Annotated in this window: 19 protein-coding genes and 1 tRNA gene; 10 read left to right on the forward strand and 10 right to left on the reverse strand. The window is 60.8% G+C overall.

Annotated elements, in window-relative coordinates; all coding sequences use genetic code 11:
* Window positions 1-14: 14 nt before the first annotated feature.
* A tRNA-Phe gene (locus E0L29_RS02905) sits at window positions 15-90 on the reverse strand.
* A 114-nt stretch (window positions 91-204) separates the two neighbouring features.
* Window positions 205-1,713: a glutamate--tRNA ligase gene (gene gltX, locus E0L29_RS02910; RefSeq protein ID WP_131354352.1), complete on the reverse strand. Its 1,509-nt coding sequence runs from the start codon at window positions 1,711-1,713 to the stop codon at window positions 205-207.
* Between the two features lie 214 nt (window positions 1,714-1,927).
* On the opposite strand from gltX, the gene ftsH reads away from it, so the two are divergent.
* The 3 genes from ftsH to E0L29_RS02925 are packed head-to-tail and all read left to right on the forward strand — an operon-like array spanning window position 1,928 to window position 4,631.
* Window positions 1,928-3,907, forward strand: a complete 1,980-nt coding sequence (gene ftsH / locus E0L29_RS02915; RefSeq protein WP_131354355.1) for an ATP-dependent zinc metalloprotease FtsH — start codon at window positions 1,928-1,930, stop codon at window positions 3,905-3,907.
* The gene (locus E0L29_RS02920) at window positions 3,907-4,287 is read left to right on the forward strand and encodes a sulfite exporter TauE/SafE family protein (protein WP_131354358.1); all 381 of its coding nucleotides are present in this window, start codon (window positions 3,907-3,909) and stop codon (window positions 4,285-4,287) included. The genes ftsH and E0L29_RS02920 overlap by 1 nt, the downstream gene beginning before the upstream one ends.
* Before the next feature lie 35 nt (window positions 4,288-4,322).
* Window positions 4,323-4,631 carry an HU family DNA-binding protein gene (locus tag E0L29_RS02925; RefSeq protein ID WP_131354361.1) on the forward strand — a complete coding sequence of 103 codons (309 nt, stop codon included), beginning with the start codon at window positions 4,323-4,325 and terminating at the stop codon, window positions 4,629-4,631.
* A gap of 21 nt (window positions 4,632-4,652) precedes the next feature.
* On the opposite strand, the gene E0L29_RS02930 is transcribed toward E0L29_RS02925, so the two are convergent.
* Genes E0L29_RS02930 through E0L29_RS02945 form a run of 4 tightly spaced genes read right to left on the reverse strand, consistent with a single transcriptional unit; the run spans window position 4,653 to window position 8,388 of the window.
* A complete protein-coding gene (locus E0L29_RS02930; RefSeq protein WP_131354364.1) occupies window positions 4,653-5,039 on the reverse strand; it encodes a hypothetical protein in 387 nt (128 codons plus the stop codon).
* Between the two features lie 51 nt (window positions 5,040-5,090).
* Window positions 5,091-6,485 (reverse strand): sodium:proton antiporter, encoded by a 1,395-nt coding sequence (locus E0L29_RS02935; protein ID WP_131354367.1) that lies wholly within the window; start codon window positions 6,483-6,485, stop codon window positions 5,091-5,093.
* 3 nt (window positions 6,486-6,488) lie between these two features.
* Entirely contained in the window at window positions 6,489-7,022 is a 534-nt protein-coding gene (locus E0L29_RS02940; RefSeq protein ID WP_131354370.1) for an adenine phosphoribosyltransferase, read from the reverse strand.
* Between the two features lie 40 nt (window positions 7,023-7,062).
* Window positions 7,063-8,388, reverse strand: coding sequence for a MiaB/RimO family radical SAM methylthiotransferase (locus E0L29_RS02945; RefSeq protein WP_131354373.1), 1,326 nt, complete (start codon window positions 8,386-8,388; stop codon window positions 7,063-7,065).
* Between the two features lie 156 nt (window positions 8,389-8,544).
* Between E0L29_RS02945 and E0L29_RS02950 the strand changes: the two genes are divergently transcribed.
* Window positions 8,545-8,997 carry a hypothetical protein gene (locus E0L29_RS02950; protein WP_131354376.1) on the forward strand — a complete coding sequence of 151 codons (453 nt, stop codon included), beginning with the start codon at window positions 8,545-8,547 and terminating at the stop codon, window positions 8,995-8,997.
* Between the two features lie 72 nt (window positions 8,998-9,069).
* On the opposite strand, the gene rodA is transcribed toward E0L29_RS02950, so the two are convergent.
* Window positions 9,070-10,293 (reverse strand): rod shape-determining protein RodA, encoded by a 1,224-nt coding sequence (rodA, locus tag E0L29_RS02955; RefSeq protein WP_131354379.1) that lies wholly within the window; start codon window positions 10,291-10,293, stop codon window positions 9,070-9,072.
* A gap of 100 nt (window positions 10,294-10,393) precedes the next feature.
* On the opposite strand from rodA, the gene era reads away from it, so the two are divergent.
* The 3 genes from era (at window position 10,394) to E0L29_RS02970 (ending at window position 13,301) form a co-directional block, all read left to right on the forward strand.
* The gene (gene era, locus E0L29_RS02960; RefSeq protein ID WP_131354381.1) at window positions 10,394-11,311 is read left to right on the forward strand and encodes a GTPase Era; all 918 of its coding nucleotides are present in this window, start codon (window positions 10,394-10,396) and stop codon (window positions 11,309-11,311) included.
* A gap of 137 nt (window positions 11,312-11,448) precedes the next feature.
* The gene (locus E0L29_RS02965; protein WP_131354384.1) at window positions 11,449-12,207 is read left to right on the forward strand and encodes a DUF6577 family protein; all 759 of its coding nucleotides are present in this window, start codon (window positions 11,449-11,451) and stop codon (window positions 12,205-12,207) included.
* On the forward strand, window positions 12,204-13,301 hold the full coding sequence (locus E0L29_RS02970) for a nucleotidyl transferase AbiEii/AbiGii toxin family protein (protein ID WP_131354388.1): 1,098 nt from the start codon (window positions 12,204-12,206) through the stop codon (window positions 13,299-13,301). The genes E0L29_RS02965 and E0L29_RS02970 overlap by 4 nt, the downstream gene beginning before the upstream one ends.
* 99 nt (window positions 13,302-13,400) lie before the next feature.
* Here E0L29_RS02970 and rpsA read toward each other — a convergent pair whose 3' ends face one another.
* Window positions 13,401-15,173 (reverse strand): 30S ribosomal protein S1, encoded by a 1,773-nt coding sequence (gene rpsA / locus E0L29_RS02975; RefSeq protein ID WP_131354391.1) that lies wholly within the window; start codon window positions 15,171-15,173, stop codon window positions 13,401-13,403.
* 117 nt (window positions 15,174-15,290) lie between these two features.
* Window positions 15,291-15,986 (reverse strand): (d)CMP kinase, encoded by a 696-nt coding sequence (cmk, locus tag E0L29_RS02980; protein WP_131354397.1) that lies wholly within the window; start codon window positions 15,984-15,986, stop codon window positions 15,291-15,293.
* A gap of 125 nt (window positions 15,987-16,111) precedes the next feature.
* Here cmk and ychF point away from each other — a divergent pair, with 125 nt between their 5' ends.
* Genes ychF through E0L29_RS02995 form a run of 3 tightly spaced genes read left to right on the forward strand, consistent with a single transcriptional unit; the run spans window position 16,112 to window position 19,004 of the window.
* Window positions 16,112-17,203 (forward strand): redox-regulated ATPase YchF, encoded by a 1,092-nt coding sequence (ychF, locus tag E0L29_RS02985; protein ID WP_131354401.1) that lies wholly within the window; start codon window positions 16,112-16,114, stop codon window positions 17,201-17,203.
* A gap of 14 nt (window positions 17,204-17,217) precedes the next feature.
* The gene (gene murI / locus E0L29_RS02990; RefSeq protein ID WP_131354406.1) at window positions 17,218-18,042 is read left to right on the forward strand and encodes a glutamate racemase; all 825 of its coding nucleotides are present in this window, start codon (window positions 17,218-17,220) and stop codon (window positions 18,040-18,042) included.
* Window positions 18,039-19,004 carry a 4-hydroxy-3-methylbut-2-enyl diphosphate reductase gene (locus E0L29_RS02995; protein ID WP_131354410.1) on the forward strand — a complete coding sequence of 322 codons (966 nt, stop codon included), beginning with the start codon at window positions 18,039-18,041 and terminating at the stop codon, window positions 19,002-19,004. Before murI ends, E0L29_RS02995 begins: the two co-directional genes overlap by 4 nt.
* Here the strand turns inward: E0L29_RS02995 and E0L29_RS03000 are convergent.
* Window positions 18,984-19,244: a hypothetical protein gene (locus E0L29_RS03000; RefSeq protein ID WP_131354414.1), complete on the reverse strand. Its 261-nt coding sequence runs from the start codon at window positions 19,242-19,244 to the stop codon at window positions 18,984-18,986. The two genes, E0L29_RS02995 and E0L29_RS03000, sit on opposite strands and share 21 nt — an antisense overlap.
* Between the last annotated feature and the right edge of the window lie 42 nt (window positions 19,245-19,286).

The raw sequence follows: 19,286 nt of genomic DNA on the forward strand, positions 1-19,286 counted from the left end.
CGCCTGCGGCCGGATGGTGGACAGAGAGGGAGTCGAACCCCCGACACATGGATTTTCAGTCCATTGCTCTACCAACTGAGCTATCTGTCCATCGTTCATTCTCGCTTGAGAGGCGATAATATAGGAAGTTTTCCAGAACCTCCAAAAAGGAAAAGAGAAAAAAAGCGGGACCCCTTCAGGAGCCCCGCTGCGAAGCCCGGCCGCTCAGGCCGGAACCGAAATGCACTCCATTCCCTTGCGGATGCGGCGCAGCACCGCCTCGCGGCCGAGCACCTCGAGCATATGATAGAGGCTCGGGCCGAAGCTCACGCCGGAGGCCAGGATGCGCAGCGGGTGGATCAGCTCGGCAGCCTTCAGCCCCTTCGGCTCGACGAAGGCCTTGAGGGCCGCCTCGATGCCATCGGCCGTAAAGTCCGGCAGGGTCTCGAGCACGGGGAGGAACTCCGCGAGCAGCTGGTTGGTGTCCGCCTTCCAGCGTTTTTTAACGGCCTCCTCCTCCCAGCTTTCCGGCTCGAAGAAGAAGTAGGAGGAGAAGGTCACGAACTCGTGCTCGAAGCCCACGCGCTCGCGCATCAGCTCGACGACCTCCGTGAGGTAGGCGTCCGAGGTGATGGTCTGTCGATCAAGCAGGCACGCTTTCGAAGAGAGCTCCTCCTCCAGGATCGGACGGATGGTCTCGATGATCTTGGCGACAGGGCGCTCCTTGATGTACTGCTTCTCGAGCCAGTTGAGCTTGTCGATGGTGAAGATCGAGCCGGCCTTGCCGACGCGCTCGAGGCTGAAGCGCTCGACCAGCTCATCGAGGCTGTAGACCTCCTGCTCGCACCCTTCGCCCTCGTTCCAGCCGAGCAGGGCGATGAAGTTCACGATCGCCTCCCGGCTGTATCCTTTGTTGATGTAGTCCTCGACGGCCACGTCGCCCTGGCGCTTGCTGAGCTTCGAGCGGTCGGGGTTGAGCAGGAGGGGAAGGTGCGCGAACTTCGGCGGCTCCCAGCCGAAGAATTCGTAGAGCAGGAGATGCTTCGGCATGGAGGGAAGCCACTCCTCGCCGCGGATGATATGGGTGAACTCCATCAGGTGGTCGTCGATGACGCTGGCGAAGTGGTAGGTCGGGAAACCGTCGGACTTCATGAGCACCTGGTCGTCGATGGTGGCCGAGTCGAACTCGATGGGGCCGCGGATGATGTCCTCGAACCAGACGGAAACATAGTCGGGAACCTTCATGCGGATGACGTAGGGTGCGCCGCTCTCGAGCATCTTCTTCGTCTCGCTCTCCGGCATCGTCCCCCCCATGCTCTCCGGCAGCCACTTCCGGTTGTACTTCGGCTGGAGGCCCTGCTTCATCTGCAGCTGGCGGTTCTCGTCGAGTTCCTCCGAAGTCGCGAAACAGTAGTAGGCGTTGCCATCCTCGAGCAGCTGCCGGCAGTACCCGGCATAGATCTCGAGCCGCTCCGACTGGAGGTAGGGACCGAAATCGCCGCCTTTCGAGGGGCTTTCGTCCGGCACGAGGCCCGCCCACTCGAGAGTCTTCAGGAGGTTCTGCTGCGCCCCCTCGACCTTCCTGCTCTGATCGGTATCCTCGATGCGGATGATGAAGTCGCCGCCCATTTTCCTGGCGAACAGGTAGTTGTAGAGGGCGGTGCGGAGTCCGCCGACGTGAAGATACCCTGTTGGAGACGGAGCGAACCTGGTTCTGACCCTTTTACCGACCATGTGCATTGGCTGTTAAAGATTTGACAGTGAGTTGAGTGCGGCGCCGCCGGACCAGGGGAGGCCCGGAGCTAAGAGCTTTGAATTTAAGAAAAACTCCCTGTTTTTGCACAGGGAAGCCCGCCGGCAAATAAACTTTTTGCTTTCCATCGCAGTTTTACTTTTAATTACTTGTGACGTCGTAAGTTACATTTTGCCCCTAAGCAAAACGCCATCCATGCCCGAGACACCAGTGAAACCCCCGGGGAGCGACAGCTCCCGCAACCGATTCAAGCCGGTCCGCGACGGCGGCGGCGATCCAGGCTGGACGCCGGGCGGCCAGGGCCCCAAGGCCCCTTTGCCCCGCATCCTGCTCTTCCTCGTGATCGGCCTGGTCGCGCTTTTCGCCCTGCAGCGCTTCCCCCCTGCGCCAGGCGGCCCCGAAATCATCTACAACAGCTACCGCGCCCTCGTCGACGAAGGGTCGGTCTCGGAAATCGACGTGCAGACGCTCGAGGACAAGTCGGTCGTTCTCAAGGGCCGGCTGAAGGCGCCCGCCGAGCTGCAGCTTACCGACGACACCACCGTCGAGTCCGACCGGTTCTCGGTGCGCCTGCCCGCCTTCGGCGTCGAGCAGGTAGACATGCTCGCCACGAAGGGCATCCGCGTGAAGGTCGAGGAGGGCCGCGGAGGGATCTACACCGTTCTCGTGCTCTTCCTGCCCTGGATCATCTTCGGGGCCATCTACTTTTTCTTCATCCGGCGCATGAACGGACAGAACGCCGGGCAGAAAAACCTCTTCAGCTTCGGCAAGAGCCGGGCCAAGATGGTCTCGGAGTTCGACGTCAAGACCACCTTCAAGGACGTGGCCGGTGTCGACGAGGCGGTCGAGGAGCTGCAGGAGACGGTCGAATTCCTCACGAGTCCCGGGAAGTTCCAGAAAATCGGCGGCAAGATCCCCAAGGGGGTTCTCCTGCTCGGCCCTCCCGGCACCGGAAAGACGCTGCTTGCCAAGGCGATTGCCGGTGAGGCGAAAGTTCCGTTCTTCTCGATATCGGGCGCGGACTTCGTCGAGATGTTCGTCGGCGTCGGAGCGGCCCGAGTGCGCGACCTCTTCGAACAGGCAAAGAAGAACGCCCCCTGCATCGTCTTCATCGACGAGATCGACGCGGTCGGCCGCAGCCGCGGCGCAGGCCTCGGCGGAGGACACGACGAACGCGAGCAAACCCTCAACCAGCTGCTCGTCGAGATGGACGGCTTCACGACGAGCGACAACGTCATCCTCATCGCCGCCACCAACCGTCCCGATGTGCTCGACACGGCGCTCCTGCGCCCCGGGCGCTTCGACCGCCAGATCACCATCGACAAGCCCGACATCCGCGGCCGCGAGGCGATACTCGGGATCCATACGGCAAAGACCCCGCTCGAGGCGGGCGTCGACCTCTCCATCATCGCCAAAAGCACGCCGGGCTTCTCGGGGGCCGATCTGGCCAACCTCGTCAACGAGTCGGCGCTGCTTGCCGCCCGCCAGGGCCAGGATCTCATAACCGCCGAGGATTTCGAACAGGCCCGCGACAAGATCCTGATGGGCCCGGAGCGGCGCAGCATGTACATCTCCGACGAGCAGAAGAAACTGACCGCCTACCACGAAGCCGGCCATGTGCTCGTCGCGCTCCACACCAAGGGGTCCGACCCGATCCACAAGGTCACCATCATCCCCCGCGGCCGGAGCCTCGGACTTACCGCGTACCTGCCGCTCGAGGACCGCTACACCCAGAACCGCGAGTACCTCGAGGCCATGATCACCTACGCGCTCGGAGGACGTGTGGCGGAGGAGATCGTCTTCAGCGAAACCAGTACCGGAGCGGCCAACGATATCGAGAAAGCGACCTCGATCGCCAGGAAAATGGTTCGGGAGTGGGGCATGAGCGAAAAACTCGGACCGATCAACTACGGCGACAGCCACAAGGAGGTCTTCCTCGGCAAGGACTACTCGCACGTGCGCGAGTACAGCGAGGAGACCGCGCTGCAGATCGACGTGGAGGTGCGTACGATCATCGTCCGCTGCATGCAGAACGCAGAAAAGATCCTCAGGGAGAACCGCGAGATGCTTGAGCGCCTGGCCGAGCGGCTCATCGAAAAAGAGTCCCTCGGAGCAGAAGAGATCGGCGAAATCACGGGCATCCGCCAGGAAGTGCTCAAGATGTCGGCGGAGTGATGGAGAACCAGCTGCTGCAGAATGTATCGATGCTGCTCATCGGCCTCTCGGCCGGCGTGCTCTCGGGCCTCTTCGGCATCGGGGGCGGCATCATCATCGTGCCGGCCCTGGTGCTGCTCCTCGGCATGACGCAGCAGACCGCCAGCGCCACGTCGCTCGTAGCCCTTCTTCTGCCGGTCGGCATCCTCGGTGTGCTGGAATACTATCGTGAGGGGAAGATATCGATGGACAACGTCTGGCTCGGGCTCCTGCTCGCCCTGGGGCTGTTCACAGGGGCGTACTTCGGCGCCCGGATCGCAACCCATCTGTCGGGCCCGATGCTGCGCCGCGCCTTTGCGGTCTTCACCGGAATTGTTGCCCTTCGTTTATGGTTTAAGTAACTGTCTCGCAAACAATAACCCAAGTCGTACCAACTATGGGAAACACAACCACGAAAGCGGACCTGGTCAATGTTATTGCCCACAGGACAGGCCTGACCAAAAATGAGACGGAGACGGTGGTCGACGCGCTGTTCGAAAGCATCATCGACTCGCTGAAGGCGGGGCGGCGCATCGAGATCCGCGGGTTCGGATCCTTCAACATCCGCTACAAGAACCTCCGCCAGGCCCGCAATCCCAGGACCGGCGAGAAGGTGACGGTAGAGCCGAAGAACGTGCCGACCTTCAAGATCTCGAAGGAGTTCAAGCACGCCGTCAGCGAGAGCCTGAAAGGCACGACGCCCTGAGGCTCCCGCATACAACGCTCTTCAGAGATCGAAGGGATCGTCGATGATCTCCAGCGAGAGCTCTTTTCCGTGGTCGATGAAACCGATCCTGATGTAGTGGAGATTGCCGGGCGCAAAGATGTCAGCGCCCTTTTCAGCCGCATGCAGGATGATGTGGCCCTTGTGATGGCCGAGCTCCTTCGGCAGATCGCCCCACCGCTTCAGGACGATGTTCGTATAGGACTCCCCTTCCCTCACCGCAACCTGTCCGCAATCGGAAAGATCGCTGATGACGTCGGGCGCCGAGACGAGCGACATCTCCTTGCCGACCCAGATGCTCAGCAGTTCGCAGTGGAACGGCAGAAACACCGAGTTGCGGATGACCATTCCCTTTCTGCCGTCCTTGACGGCATCAATAAAACTCTTCATAGCAGTGCCCCCCTTTTTTATGCGGGGGGTTCGTTATAGTTCGTTAGAGCATCAGAAATTGAAGAACATCAACCAGAGAACGACAAAGAACGGAATCAGGAAGGGGATGGAATACTTGTAGATATACTCCACAAAATCCGGAACATCCACTTCAGCCTGCGCGGCGATGTTCTTGACCATGAAATTGGGGGCGTTGCCGATATAGGTCAGCGCGCCGAAAAACACCGAAGCAACGGATATCGCCATCAGGTAGATGTCCGAAGAAACATCGCCCGACACCGGGGAACCGGCACCTGCTGCGAACGTCCTTATCTGGTCAGCGGAATTGATATCCAGACCGAACTTGCCGAGCGATCCGGCAAGGAAGTTCAGGTAGGTCGGAGCGTTGTCGAGCACGCCGGAGAGCGCACCGGTCATCCAGTAGAAGCGCGTCACCGAGAAGTCGCCGGCATGCTGGCTGGCGTAGTCGCCGATCAGCTGGAGGGCGGGAATCATGGTGGAGAAAATGCCGATGAAGAGGAAGGCGACCTCCTTGATCGGTTCGAAGTTGAACTCGTTGCCCTTGAGCGCGGCATGGTCTGCGGTCTTGTAGGCGGCCACAGCCACTGCGCCCATGATGACCTCCCGGATGCCGAACGGCACGTGCAGCATCTCCTGCAGGCTCGGGAAGCCGGGAATAACGGCAGGATCGAGGAAGACCGAAACGATGATGACCCCCAGATAGAGGAAGTTGCGCGATCCGGTGACTGAAATCCGGCCATCTCCGGCAGGAGCTTTCGCAACCCCGGCACCGGCACGCATGTCAAGCACCATGAACACGGCGATCAGGCCGAAGACAGCGACGACCCAGGGAATCCAGACTTTCGAGATCACCCAGAAGAACGGCACGCCCTTCAGGAAGCCGAGGAAGAGCGGAGGATCCCCGATGGGGGTCAGCCCGCCGCCGATATTGCTGACGATGAAGATGAAGAAAACGATATGGAAGGCCTTCAGCCGCCCCTCGTTGATGCGCATGTACGGGCGGATGAGGAGCATCGAGGCGCCCGTGGTCCCGATAATGTCGGCAAGCACCGCACCGAAAAGCAGCAGCAGTCCGTTGACCGCAGGGGTGCCTCGCCGATCGATATTGATCAGGATGCCTCCCGATACAATAAAGAGCGAAGCGATCAGCGCGATGAAGGAGATGTACTCCTCGAGGGTGTGCATGAGCGTATGCGTGCCATGCTCCATCAGGAAGCCGTAGTAGACCGAAACGATCGCGCCGAGCCCGACGGCGACCTTCGGATAGTGGTGCTCCCAGAAACGGTGGTAGAAGAGCGGACCGGTCGCGATCATGAGAAGAAGCGCGACGAACGGCAGGACAAGCCAGACGGGAGGCATGTGATGCATGGTTTCGACCGCTGCAGCGGCTGCCGTGAGCGCCGCTTCGTGATGTTCTGCTGCCATTTCTTACTCCCCCTCGAATTCAGTGAGAGAAAAGACGCGGTACCCCTTGTCCTTGATCTTCCGCTCGCCGCCGATGTCCGGCAGGTTCACGATGAAGGCCATCTCGGCGACCACGCCGCCGACCTTCTCGACGAGGGAGGCTGCGGCAAGCGCCGTGCCGCCGGTGGCGAGCAGGTCGTCGATGAGCAGGACCCGCGAACCCTTTTCGAGGGCGTCGATATGGATCTCAACCTTGTCGGTGCCGTACTCGAGGGCATACTCCTGCGAGACGGTTTCGGCCGGGAGCTTGCCGGGCTTGCGGACAGGAACGAACCCCTTGCCGAGGGCGTAGGCCAGGGCGCTGCCGATGATGAAGCCGCGCGCCTCGATGCCGACGATCACGTCGAAGTCGACGCCGTTCTCCAGATAGCGCTGGGTCAGGTTGTCGATGACGAGCCGGAACCCGACGGGATCCTTGATGAGGGTGGTGATGTCGCGGAACATGATACCCTTCTTCGGATAGTCGGGAATCGCGCGGATGCGGGATTTTATCGGCATGGGAGGATTCGGTTTGGTTGTGTCAGAACAAAATGAACTTTCAAGATAACAGTCTGCCATGTAATTGCAAACCCTCGCCGAGCCGCTCGACGAGGACCGGAAGCTCCCTTCCGGCAAGCCCCTCCCCGCCTTCAGGAGACTCGACCTCCACGCGCAGGTACTCCGGCGTGTACCCCCGGCACCCCTCCTCGAAAAGCACCATACGCCGGCTGCCGACGGCCTGCAGGGCATACGAGCGCGCCTTGTCCTCTCCGAGGCGGATGAGCTCGGCCGAGCGGCGCGCGGCCTCCTTCGGCTCGACCCTCCGGCGCACACCGGCCTCAACCTGCCGGGCGAGCAGGGTTCCCGGCCGGACGGAGCAGCTGAAGACGTGCAGGTAGCTGAGCGGCAGCGATTCGATGAAACGGCACATCTCCCCGAACTCCTCCTCCGCCTCCCCGGGATAGCCCACCATCACGTCCGCCCCCACGGCGCACCCCGGCACGGCATCCATGGCACGCAGTACGGCGTCGCGGTACCCGGCGGTGGTGTAGCGGCGGCCCATCGCCCCGAGGATCCGGTCCGATCCGGACTGCAGCGGCAGGTGCAGATGCGGCACGACACGCCGGGATGCGGCGACGGCCCTGAGCACCTCCCGGCTCAGCCGGTCCGGCTCGAGGGAGCTGATGCGGATGCGCGAAACCGGCACCTCCTCGAGCATTGCGAGGAGCTTCGCAAAATCCACATCCCCGCTCCGGTAGTCTCCGGTGTTGACTCCCGAGAGCACGATCTCGCGGTAGCCCGACAGGGCAAGCTCGCGTGCCTGGCGAAGCACCTCGCCGGGCTCGAGGGAGCGCGAACGACCGCGGGCAAGGGGGATGGTGCAGTAGGCGCAGCCGTAGTCGCAGCCGTCCTGGATCTTCAGGAACGCCCTCGTCCGGCCCCCTCCGGCGGGCGGGGAGCTGCCGGGACGGGCCCGGCGCAGCTCCGAGAGCGGGCCGGCGGCCACCGCCGGCGGCGCCCCCCTCTCCCCCTCGGCTGCCTCGAGGTAGCGGCAGAGCTCGAACTTCTCGCCGGTGCCGAGGACGGCCGAAACCCCCTCGATGCCGGCAAGGAGCGAAGGGCTGAGCTGGGCGTAGCAGCCGATCGCCACCACACGGGCGGCGGGGTTCATGCGAACGAGGCGCCGGATCTTCTGGCGGCACTTCTGCTCGGCCTGGCCGGTCACGGCGCAGGTGTGGACGATGACGAGCGCCGGCCCCTCATCGGGTCCGCACTGCTCCCAGCCGAGCCCCTCGAGCCCCCGGAGAATGGATGAGGTTTCGGCATAGTTCAGCTTGCAGCCAAGCGTGACCGCCGCAACTTTTTTATTGTTTTTATTGTTCATGGCGTGGCGAAAACCGTACTGAAAACGTATTCATGATAAAAAACCCGATCAAGGCAAAACCCGAAAAGCAATATTGCTTGCAAGCAAAAAAGCATTCATATATATTTGACTCTTTAACCGGCAATAATATTCCAAGAACAAAACGCTGCACACATTATGGCACAGGATGGTATATCACCCGACAAGTTCGACCGCTTCATCGAGAAGTTCGACCAGTTCCAGTCGCTTGTCGAAGAAAAAAAGAACCTGCAGGCGAAAATAGCCCGGATGCGCGATGAGTTCAATGAAACGATCCGCCCGCTCGAAAACGAACTGGCATCGATCATCCGCAACCTCGAAAGCAACCTTTCCCGGCTCGAAGGCGGCAGCGCGCAGAAAGCCGCCACCTCCTCCCGCCGTTTCTCGCGCGGCCAGCTCGGCACGGCCATCAAGGACCTGCTCCGCGCCCATCCCGCCAAGGCCTTCAAGCCCCGCGAGATCGCCGACGCACTCGGAACCAAAGGCACCACCATCAGCATCTGGTTCAACAAGTACGGAGCCGCCGACAACGATATCGAGCGCATTCCGACCGGCAAAGAGGGCAAACGATTCCTCTACAAGATCCGCTGAAAACTCTTTGGAGAAACATTTTCCGAGAGGGAAAAAGCGCACTTCAAGTGCGCTTTTTTCATTCTCCTCCTTCTAGTATCCGAGGCTCCTGCGGTTATGGTAGAAATTGAGCGCAAGGCCGACCATGATCATGTTGCCGACAAGCGAGGAACCCCCGTAGGAAACAAACGGAAGCGGCACGCCGATGACCGGAATGAGACCGAGCGTCATGCCGATGTTGATGATGACATGGATGAGAAGAAGCGAAACGAACCCGGCAAGGGTGAGTTCGACGAACCGGTTCTTGATGTTCGAAATCGCCCAGATGAGGCGAAGGACCAGGGCCGCGAAAAGCAGTATCAGGAGCGAGGAACCGATGAAGCCAAATTCCTCGGCGACGACACAGAAGATGAAATCGGTCCACTGCGCCGGAATGAAGCGAAGCTGGGTCTGGGTGCCCTCGAGGAACCCCTTGCCGAACAGCCCGCCGGAGCTGATGGCGATCTTGGCCTGCAGGGCGTTGTAGCCCGCCCCCTGGGGATCCGACATCGGATCGAGGAAGGTCTGTATGCGTTTCATCTGGTGGGGCTTGAGTATCTCGCCGGCGAAACGGTGCACGAAGAGCCCTGCGACGAGGCCCGAACCGACGACGGCGGGCTGGTGCAGCCTGAACCCCTTCTTCTGCACCATCATCACCACCAGAAGAAGCAGGCTGAGGCCGATGACGGCCCAGATGCTGAAGAACCCGGTAAGCAGGAGGATGAGGGGAAAGGCGAGCAGCATCAGGATGTAGATGTCGAACCCTGCCATGATGATCATCGGCGCGATGAAGGAGAGAGCCGTCAGCGTCGTGCCCATGTCGGGCTGCAGCATGATGAGCACCGCCGGCAGGAGCGGTATGGCAAGCGCCGTCATAAGGTGCGGCAGGGAGTGGATGTCGGTATCGTCGTCGGAGAGGAAACGGGCGAGGGCGAGGATGGTGGCCATCTTTGCGATCTCGGAAGGCTGGAAGCTGAAGAACCCGATCCGCACCCAGCTGGTCTGGCCGGCAATCTTCGTACCGAAAATAAGGACGACCACGAGCATGAGCATGCCGAAGGCGTAGAAGATGTAGGCTCCGTCCTTGATGACGCGCACGTCGTTGTAGTAGACGAACACCATGGCGAGCCCTCCCAGGAGCGCCCAGGTCAGCTGGCGGAAGAAGAGCGAAAGGTCGCCCGAACCGTTCGTCGCGCTGTAGACGGCCATGAGCCCGAACACCACGAGCCCGGCGAGCGGCCCCAGGAGCCAGTAATCCAATCCATGCTGTTTGCTCATTCCGCTGTGTAAAGTCGATTGTTCATTCCCGAGCGAATCGGTAATTTAGTATAGTAAACATTCAGTCCCGACCGGAAAAAATAACACGGCAGCCCCATCCATGGAACCAACATCATTCTCCTGCGGATTCGCAAGCATCATCGGGCCGCCCAACGCCGGCAAGTCCACACTCCTCAACGCGCTGCTCGACTGCAAGCTCTCGATCGTCACACCGAAGCCGCAGACTACGCGCAAGCGCATCACCGGCATCTACCACGACGAGCGCACGCAGGTCGTCTTCCTCGACACGCCGGGCATCATGGAGCCCATGCAGAAGCTGCACGAGGCGATGCTGAAGGCCGCCCGCGACACCCTCCAGGACGCCGACGTGGTCCTGGCCATGCTCCCCTTCCGGAAGAAGGACGGCCCGATCGACTTCGAGTTCGCCGAAATGCTCCACAGCGACTGGCTGAAAGGAGCGGGCAAGCCGGTCCTGGCCGTCCTCAACAAGAGCGACCTGGTCACCGCCAAGGAGCAGAAGGAGGCCGAGGCATGGATCAGCGAGCACTGGAAACCGGCCGCGATACTCAGCATCTCGGCCCTGAAGGGAGTGAACCTCCCTGAACTCCTCTCGGCCCTCCGGCCCTTCCTCCCCCTCAACCATCCGCTCTACCCCGAGGACGAGCTCAGCACCGCGCCGGAGCGCTTCTTCGTCGGCGAAATCATCCGCGAGAAGATCTTCCTGCTTTACGGCCGCGAGGTCCCCTACTCCACCGAGGTCCAGGTCGACGAATTCCGCGAACAGCATGAGAAGGACCCCACGAAAAAGGACCTCATCCGCTGCTCCGTCATCGTAGAACGCGACACCCAGAAACAGATCCTGATCGGCCGCGGCGGCCAGGCCCTGAAAAAACTCGGCCAGGCCGCCAGGAGCGAGATCGAGGAGCTCATCGGCCGGCCCGTCTTCCTCGAGCTCTTCATCAAGGTGCGGCCCGACTGGCGCAAGAAACACGGCCTCTTGAAATCCTACGGATACTGAGGCATCGACACGCCGAGGTCAGCTGAAGCATCAGTGCGCCCAAAAGCAAATATTGGACACCAAACGGCATTTATTGTCCAATATTTGCGCAACACCGAAAAATCCCGTACCATCATAAAAAGACCAAACGCACCACCATGACGACCCAACGAAATGTCACTATAGATTCCCTGCTACGGCATTTCGCCGGGCGCCCCCATGTAAGCCGGGACGAACTGCTGCACTATTACCGCTCCTTCGTGCCCGGCCTGAACGAGTCTACGTTTGCATGGCGAATTCATTCGCTCAAGGGCAAGGGGGTGATTCAGCCCGTACGGAGAGGGGTCTACGCCCTCTCAAGAAAACCCGTGTTTCATCCGAAACCGGAACCGAAGGTCACGGCGATTGCCATGCAACTCCGGAGCCGGTTTCCCCATATGCGCTACTGTGTATGGAATACCCGATGGCTGAACGAGTGGATGATTCACCAGCCCGGACGATACCAGATCCTTGTCGAAGTGGAAGCCGAGATGGCCGAATCTGTTTTTTATTACCTCAAGGACGAGTACCATACGAACGTCTACCTTGACCCCGACAAGCTCACGCTGGAGCGATACATCCATGAAGAACCGCAAGCCGTCATCGTCAGGCGGCTGATAAGCAAGGCGCCTCTTGATAAAGGCAAGACTATCCCCACCCCATCTCTTGAAAAGATACTGGTGGACCTTTTTGTGGACCGGTCTCTCTTCAGTGCATTTCAGGGCAGCGAGCTACCGCATATTTTCGACACCGCCCAGGAGACCTATACGCTCAACATCACCAGAATGACGGCTTACGCCAAACGAAGGGGAAAGGCAACTGAACTGATCGCATTCTTGACAACCAACACCCGCATCGGCGAGGCACCGGGCGTATGATCTCCGCGACATCATACCGGCCGGAATGGCTCGAGAGGAAAAGAAACGAACACTCCGGCAATCGCCCCAATCCGGCAATCGTGGAAAAAGTAGTCTACGCGCTTTCCCTCGTTGAACAGTTGTCGGAGAGCGACCTCTCCTTCGTCTTCAAAGGAGGAACCAGCCTGCTGCTGATGCTGCCCGAACCAAAACGGTTCTCAATTGATGTCGATATCGTAACCGCCGAAAGCAGGGGGAAGATAGAGTCCGCATTATCAGTCATTTGCTCCGGCGGAATATTCCTTTCATATGAACTGGACGCACATAGAAGCTATAAGCCCGGCATACCGAAAGCACATTACAAGCTCACGTTTTTTTCAGAATGGGATCATGCGAAGCGTACAATCCTGCTCGACATCCTTTTTGAGGAACATGCCTATCCGATGCTTGTCCAGGCACCGATTTTCAATGAGTGGATTCAGACGGACGGGAGAGACAGCACTGTTCAGGTGCCCTCTATCGGATCCATCCTTGGCGACAAGCTCACGGCGTTTGCACCCAATACCGTTGGCATTCGCTTCAAGACGGAACACGCCGACGGACGCATTGTCGAAAAGCAGATGGAGGTTATCAAACAGCTCTTCGATATCAGCACGCTGTTCGATTGCCCGATCGATGTCGAGCACTTGAAAGAATCTTTTGCAATGACCGCAACAAAAGAAATTGCTTATAAAGCAGGAGAAAAAATCCAGCCGGAACAAATCCTCGATGACATTATCACCACATCACTGATGATCGCTTCACGCGGAAGGTTCTTTGATCCAAAAAGCGACTACCGGCATGTTACGTATGGGCTCACACAAATAAAGCCATACATCTACAGCGGTTCGTTCCGTATCGACGATGCAATCGTCGCTTCATCAAAAGCGGCGTATCTTGCGGCAATCATCCTGACCGGCTATTCAGGGGTCATTCAGCGGTGGCGACAGGACGAGGAGACAGAGGCACAAGGGATTTCATCAACCGAATACCGGTTCCTCAACAAGCTACGGAACATACCCGAAGGACCTTTATTCTACTGGCGCCAGGCCTTGAGCCTGCTTGGGAAAGCATAGCGCCGGGGAACGCCCCCCGTCGGACACAAAAAAGCCCTCCACCTGCAAAGGGGAGGGCTTTTTCGTTGCTATGTCCGGAACGCGGACGGAGGATTGCCGTTACTGGCGATCTCCCTTCCTGTCCGATCCCTTCGGCTGGGGTTCCAGCTCGGCGGTCGCATCCTCGATCTCCTTCTTCTCGTTCGGATGGGCCTGGAGATAGGACTCGATCTCCTCCTTGCTCTTGTCCTTGAAGTACTCGAGCGCGGAGAGGATGATGCGCTTGTTCTCCTTGTCGAACTCGATAACGCGGAGCGGAAGCTCGTCACCGGCCTTGAAGGAGGCGTGGATGTCCTTCACGCCGCCCTGGAGCAGGTGGGTCGCAGGAACGAACCCGTCGACCTCTCCGGGAAGGATGACGATGACGCCCTTCTCGATGATCTGCGAGACCGTGCCCGGGGTTTCTGCGCCGACAGCGTACTGCTGCTCGAAGCCGCCCCACGGATCGGGGTTGATCTGCTTGTGGCCGAGGGCGATGCGGCGTGCGTGCACGTCGAACTTCAGCACCTTGACCTCGAGCTCCTGGTTCTTCTTGACCAGTTCGCTCGGGTGGCGGATCTTCTTGGTCCACGACAGGTCGGAGATGTGCACCAGGCCGTCGACACCCGCCTCGAGCTCGACGAAGACGCCGAAGTCGGTGATGTTGCTGACGGTACCCTTATGGCGCGAACCCTCGGTGTATTTCTCGCTGAGGGCGATCCAGGGATCCTCGTTGACCCGCTTCATGGAGAGCGAGAGCTTGGTGTGGTCCTTGTCGATGTTCAGGATCACGCACTCGACCTCCTGGTTGAGGGTAACGAACTGCCCCGGATGCTTGATATGCTGCGTCCAGCTCATCTCGGAGATGTGGACGAGGCCTTCGATGCCCTTCTCGATCTCGACGAAGGCGCCGTAATCGGTGATGGAGACAACGCGGCCCTGTGCCTTGGAGCCCACGGGGTACTTGAGTTCGATATTCTCCCAGGGGTGAGCCTCAAGCTGCTTCATGCCGAGAGAGACACGCTTGGTGTTCTCGTCGAAGGCGACGACCACGACCTTGATCGGCTGGTCGAGCTCGACCACCTCGGAAGGATGGTTGATGCGGCCCCAGGTGATGTCGGTGATGTGGACGAGGCCGTCGAGGCCGCCGAGGTCCACGAAGATACCGAAGTCGGTGATGTTCTTGACCGTACCCTCGAGCACCATGCCGACCTTGATGTTGGCGAGCATCTCCTCGCGGCGTGCTGCGTACTCCTCCTCAAGGATGACCTTGTGGCTGACGACGATGTTCTGGGTGACGGGGTTGATCTTGACGACCCTGAAGTCCATGGTCTGGCCGACAAGAGCGTCGAAATCGCGGACAGGCTTGACGTCGATCTGCGAACCGGGAAGGAAGGCCTCCACACCGGAGAGCGAGACCGTCATGCCGCCCTTGACGCGGTTGATGATCTTGCCGGTGATGATCGTGTCGTTCTCGATTGAATCGTAGATCTTGTCCCAGATGCGGAGCACATCGGCTTTCTTCTTGGAGAGGATGAGCTGGCCCATCTTGTCCTCGATGTTCTCGAGGTAGACCTCGACCTGGTCGCCGACCTTGATCTCGTCCTCGTCGCGGAACTCGAGCAGGGAGACAATGCCTTCCGACTTGAATCCGACGTCGATGGTGACGTCCTTGTTGGAGATCGAGACGATCTTGCCCTTGACGATCTCGTCCTCGGCAAGGTCGTTGAGCGTGCTCGTGTAGAGCTGCTCCATCTGGGAAAGTTCCGCGGGCTCGTAGTGCGCGTAGTACTTGATCTTCTTGCGTGCCGGCTTTTCCTTGACCGTTTTTTCGACTGCTGCTGTTTCTGACATACTTTTTTCCTTTCTCTCAGTGATTTCCGGGCCTGCCGCGAGAGATTTCGACAGGGGGTTTCAGGGTTGACAAAAAAAAACAAGAACGAAAACGAATGAAAACGCTGCCGGCGGCCCTCAGCCCGCGGCCTCCGTCTTTCTGGCCAGCCGGTAGACCATCTCGACCTGCTGGTCGATATCGAGCTTCGAGGTGTCGATCTCAACGGCGTCGGGATGCTTCCTGAGGGGAGCGTGCTCCCGCTCGGCGTCGGCGCGGTCCCGCTCCAGGATCTCGCGCTCGAGGGTCTCGATGTCGGGAAGGGCCGTTTTGCCCTCCGACTTGGCCTGGAGTTCGAGCAGACGGCGCCGTGCCCGCTCGCGGGCGTCGGCGACGAGAAAAATCTTCAGTTCGGCGTCCGGGAAGACCACGGTGCCGATATCGCGGCCATCCATGACCACTCCGCGGCCGCGGCCGAGCGCCTGCTGCATGACAAGGAGGCAGTCGCGGACCGGCTTGAGGGAGCTCAGGAAGCTCACCTCGCGGCTGACGCGGTTGTCGCGGATCTCCCGGCTGACGTCGCGGCCGTCGAGCAGGATGCGCTCGCCCTCAAAACGGATGGAGATGCCCTCGAGGATCGAAGCGACCTGTCCGGGGTCCCGGCGGATGGATTCGAGCAGTCCGCCCTCGATCGCCTTCAGGGCTACCGAGCGGTACATCGCGCCGGTATCTATGTAGGTATAGCCGAGCTGCCTGGCGACCCGTCGGGCGGTCGTGCTCTTGCCCGAGGCGGCCGGTCCGTCGATGGCTATGATGATGCGGTTGGTGCTGATGATCCCCGGTCTCCTGCATTTTGAATTAGCCCGCTAGTTTATAAAATAAATTTGCTTTTTCCAAACATTATGGTTAGATGAAAAGGCCTTATATTTACGTCCCGTTCTGAACCAAAACATCTCGTCCCATGGCACTCCGCTGCGGAATCGTCGGCCTCCCCAACGTCGGCAAATCTACCCTTTTCAACGCCATCACCGCCAAGCAGGCCGAAGCGGCCAACTACCCGTTCTGCACGATCGAGCCGAACGTCGGCACGGTGCTCGTGCCGGATCCCCGCATGCAGGAGATCGCCGACGTCGTCAAGACCCCGACCCTGGTGCCGACCACACTCGAGATCGTCGACATCGCCGGCCTCGTCAGGGGAGCCAGCAAGGGCGAGGGACTCGGCAACCAGTTCCTCTCGCACATCCGCGAGGTCGACGCCATCGTCCACGTGGTCCGCTGCTTCGACGACTCCGACATCATCCACGTCGAAGGCAGGATCGACCCCCGCGACGACGTCAACACCATAGAGACCGAACTCATGCTCGCCGACCTGGAGAGCATGGAGAAGCGCATGGACAAGCTGCGCAAGAACGCCCGCAAGGAGAAGGAGCTCGGGGCGCAGGTCGAGCTCGGCGAGAAGGTCATCAAAGGCCTCTCCGAGGGCATCCCCGCCCGCCGGATCCTTGAAACCCCCGAAGAGGCCGAGGCCGCGAAGCAGTTCTTCCTGCTGACCTCCAAGCCGCTCCTCTACGCCGCCAACGTCGGCGAGAACGACCTGCCCGACGGCAACGACTACACCCGCCAGGTCGAGGAGATCGCACGCGAGTCCGGCTCGAAGATGCTCATCATCAGCGCGAAAACCGAAGCAGAGATCGCCGAACTTCCCGAGGAGGAGCGCCCGGAGTTCCTCGAGAGCCTCGGCCTCGAGATGTCGGGCCTCGACCGGCTCATCCAGACCGCCCACGACCTGCTCGGCCTGCAGGTCTACTTCACGGCCGGCGTGAAAGAGGTCCACGCATGGACCATCCGCAAGGGCGCCGCAGCCCCCGAGGCCGCCGGCGTCATCCACACCGACTTCGAGAAGGGCTTCATCCGCGCGGAGGTGATGTCGTGGAAAGACCTCATCGAGCTCGGCTCCGAGCAGAAAGTCAAGGAGGCCGGAAAGATGCGCTCCGAGGGCAGGGAGTATATCGTAAAAGACGGCGACGTCATCACCTTCCGCTTCAACGTCTAAAGGAGCACCCGACCATGCAGCGCAACCCGGGACCGGACTCCCCCATCGGCATCTTCGACTCCGGCGTCGGAGGACTTACCGTCGTGCGGGCAGTACGGGAGGCCCTTCCCCATGAGCGCATCATCTACTTCGGCGACACCGCCCGGGTACCCTACGGCCCCAAGTCGCAGGTCACCATCCGCCGCTACGCCGAGGACGACACCTGGGTCCTCATGCGCCACCAGCCCAAGATGGTCATCGTCGCCTGCAACACCGTCTCGGCGCTCGCCCTCGACGTCGTCGCCCACTGTGCGGACCCGCTGCCGGTGGAGGGGGTGCTCGAAGCCGGCGCCGCGCTGGCGGTCGAACGCACCCGGAACCGCCGCATCGGCGTCATCGGCACCCAGGCCACCGTCTGCTCGAACGCCTACCCTTCGGCGATCAACCGTCTCGACCAGGGGGTCGAGGTCTTCTCACGCGCCTGCCCGCTCCTGGTGCCGCTCGCCGAAGAGGGAATGGTGGAGCACGAGGCAACGCGCCTCATCGCCAAAGAGTACCTCCTGCCGCTCGTCGACGAGGGGATCGACACCCTCGTGCTCGGCTGCACCCACTACCCGATCCTGCGCAGTGTCATCGAAGAGACGGTGGGCAGCGCAGTCGCCATCATCGACTCGGCCGAAGCGGTCGCCATGCGCGCCGCCGAAAAGCTCGGCCGCACCGGCATGCTCTCCGGGCGCAGGGAAACCGCGCCGCCGCACCTCATGGTCAGCGACCTGCCGCAGAAGTTCGGCAGCCTTTACCGCATCTTCATGGACAGCGAGATGCCGGACGTAGAACTCGTGGAGGCCTCCGCATCATGAAGATCAACCTCGACAGGACCTCATCGGGATTCTGCTTCGGCGTGCAGTCCACCATCGACGTGGCCGAGGAAAAACTCCGCCAGCTCGGCAGCCTCTACGCCCTCGGCGACGTCGTCCACAACGAGGTGGAGGTGAAGCGGCTCGAAGCCCTCGGACTCATCACCATCGACCTCCAGCGCCTCGAACGCCTCCACAACGCCCCCGTGCTCATCCGCGCCCACGGCGAGCCGCCCTCGACCTTCCGGACGGCCGGGGAGAACAACATCAGCGTTACCGACACCACCTGCCCGGTGGTGGCAAGGCTCCAGGAACGCGCCCGCCAGCTCCGGGAGCTCGGCTACCAGGTCATCATCTACGGCAAGAAGTCGCACCCGGAGGTCGTGGCCATCAACGGCCACTGCGGCGGCACGGCCGTCATCATCCGCCACGCCGACCTCTCCGACGGGGAGGAGCTCAGGGCGCTCGACTTCTCGAAAAAGAGCGCGCTGATTTCGCAGACCACCATGGACGTGCCCGGCTTCGAGCTGCTGCGAAGGAACCTCGAAGAGCTCTTCATGCGGGAGAGCGGAAACAGCGAAGCATGGCAGGAGGTGAAGGACGCCGACATCAAAGCGGCGCTCAAGGGAGAGCGTGAGCTCGGAGGCCGCCTCTACCGCGACACCATCTGCCGCCAGGTCTCCAACCGCAACGACGGCCTGCGCGCCTTCGCGCGCGGCAACGACGTCGTCATCTTCGTCGCCGGACGCAAAAGCTCGAACGGCCAGATGCTCTACAACATCTGCCGCGAGGCCAATCCGGAGAGCCATTTCATCGAGGACGTGGAGGAGATCGACCCGGAATGGTTCAGGCTGAAGGACGGGGGGACGGCAGAAAGCGTCGGGGTGTGCGGGGCGACCTCGACGCCGATGTGGCTGCTCGAGAAGGTTGCCGCGAGCCTGGAGTCACTGGCCGCGGAAGGATGAGAAGAGCTGCAGGAGCGCGGCCAGCCACTCCTGCAGCTGCGCGAAAAGCGGCGAGACCCCGGCGCCGGTGAAGTAGAGGTAGGCGGCGTAGAGCACGACGATTGCCGCAGCGACCAGCGCCACCTGCACCACCTTCTTCAGGACGAAGAACAGCACGAAAACCGCCACCACGAGCGCCAGGGCGACCGAGACGGCAAACAGCACCGGGTGCATCCCGAAATAGGCGACGATCTGCTCCATACCCTTACCCTCCCATCCGGCCCCGTCCTTCGGGGCATTGCT

The sequence above is a fragment of the Chlorobium sp. N1 genome (assembly GCF_004332115.1).
In the GTDB taxonomy this organism is placed as follows: domain Bacteria; phylum Bacteroidota; class Chlorobiia; order Chlorobiales; family Chlorobiaceae; genus Chlorobium.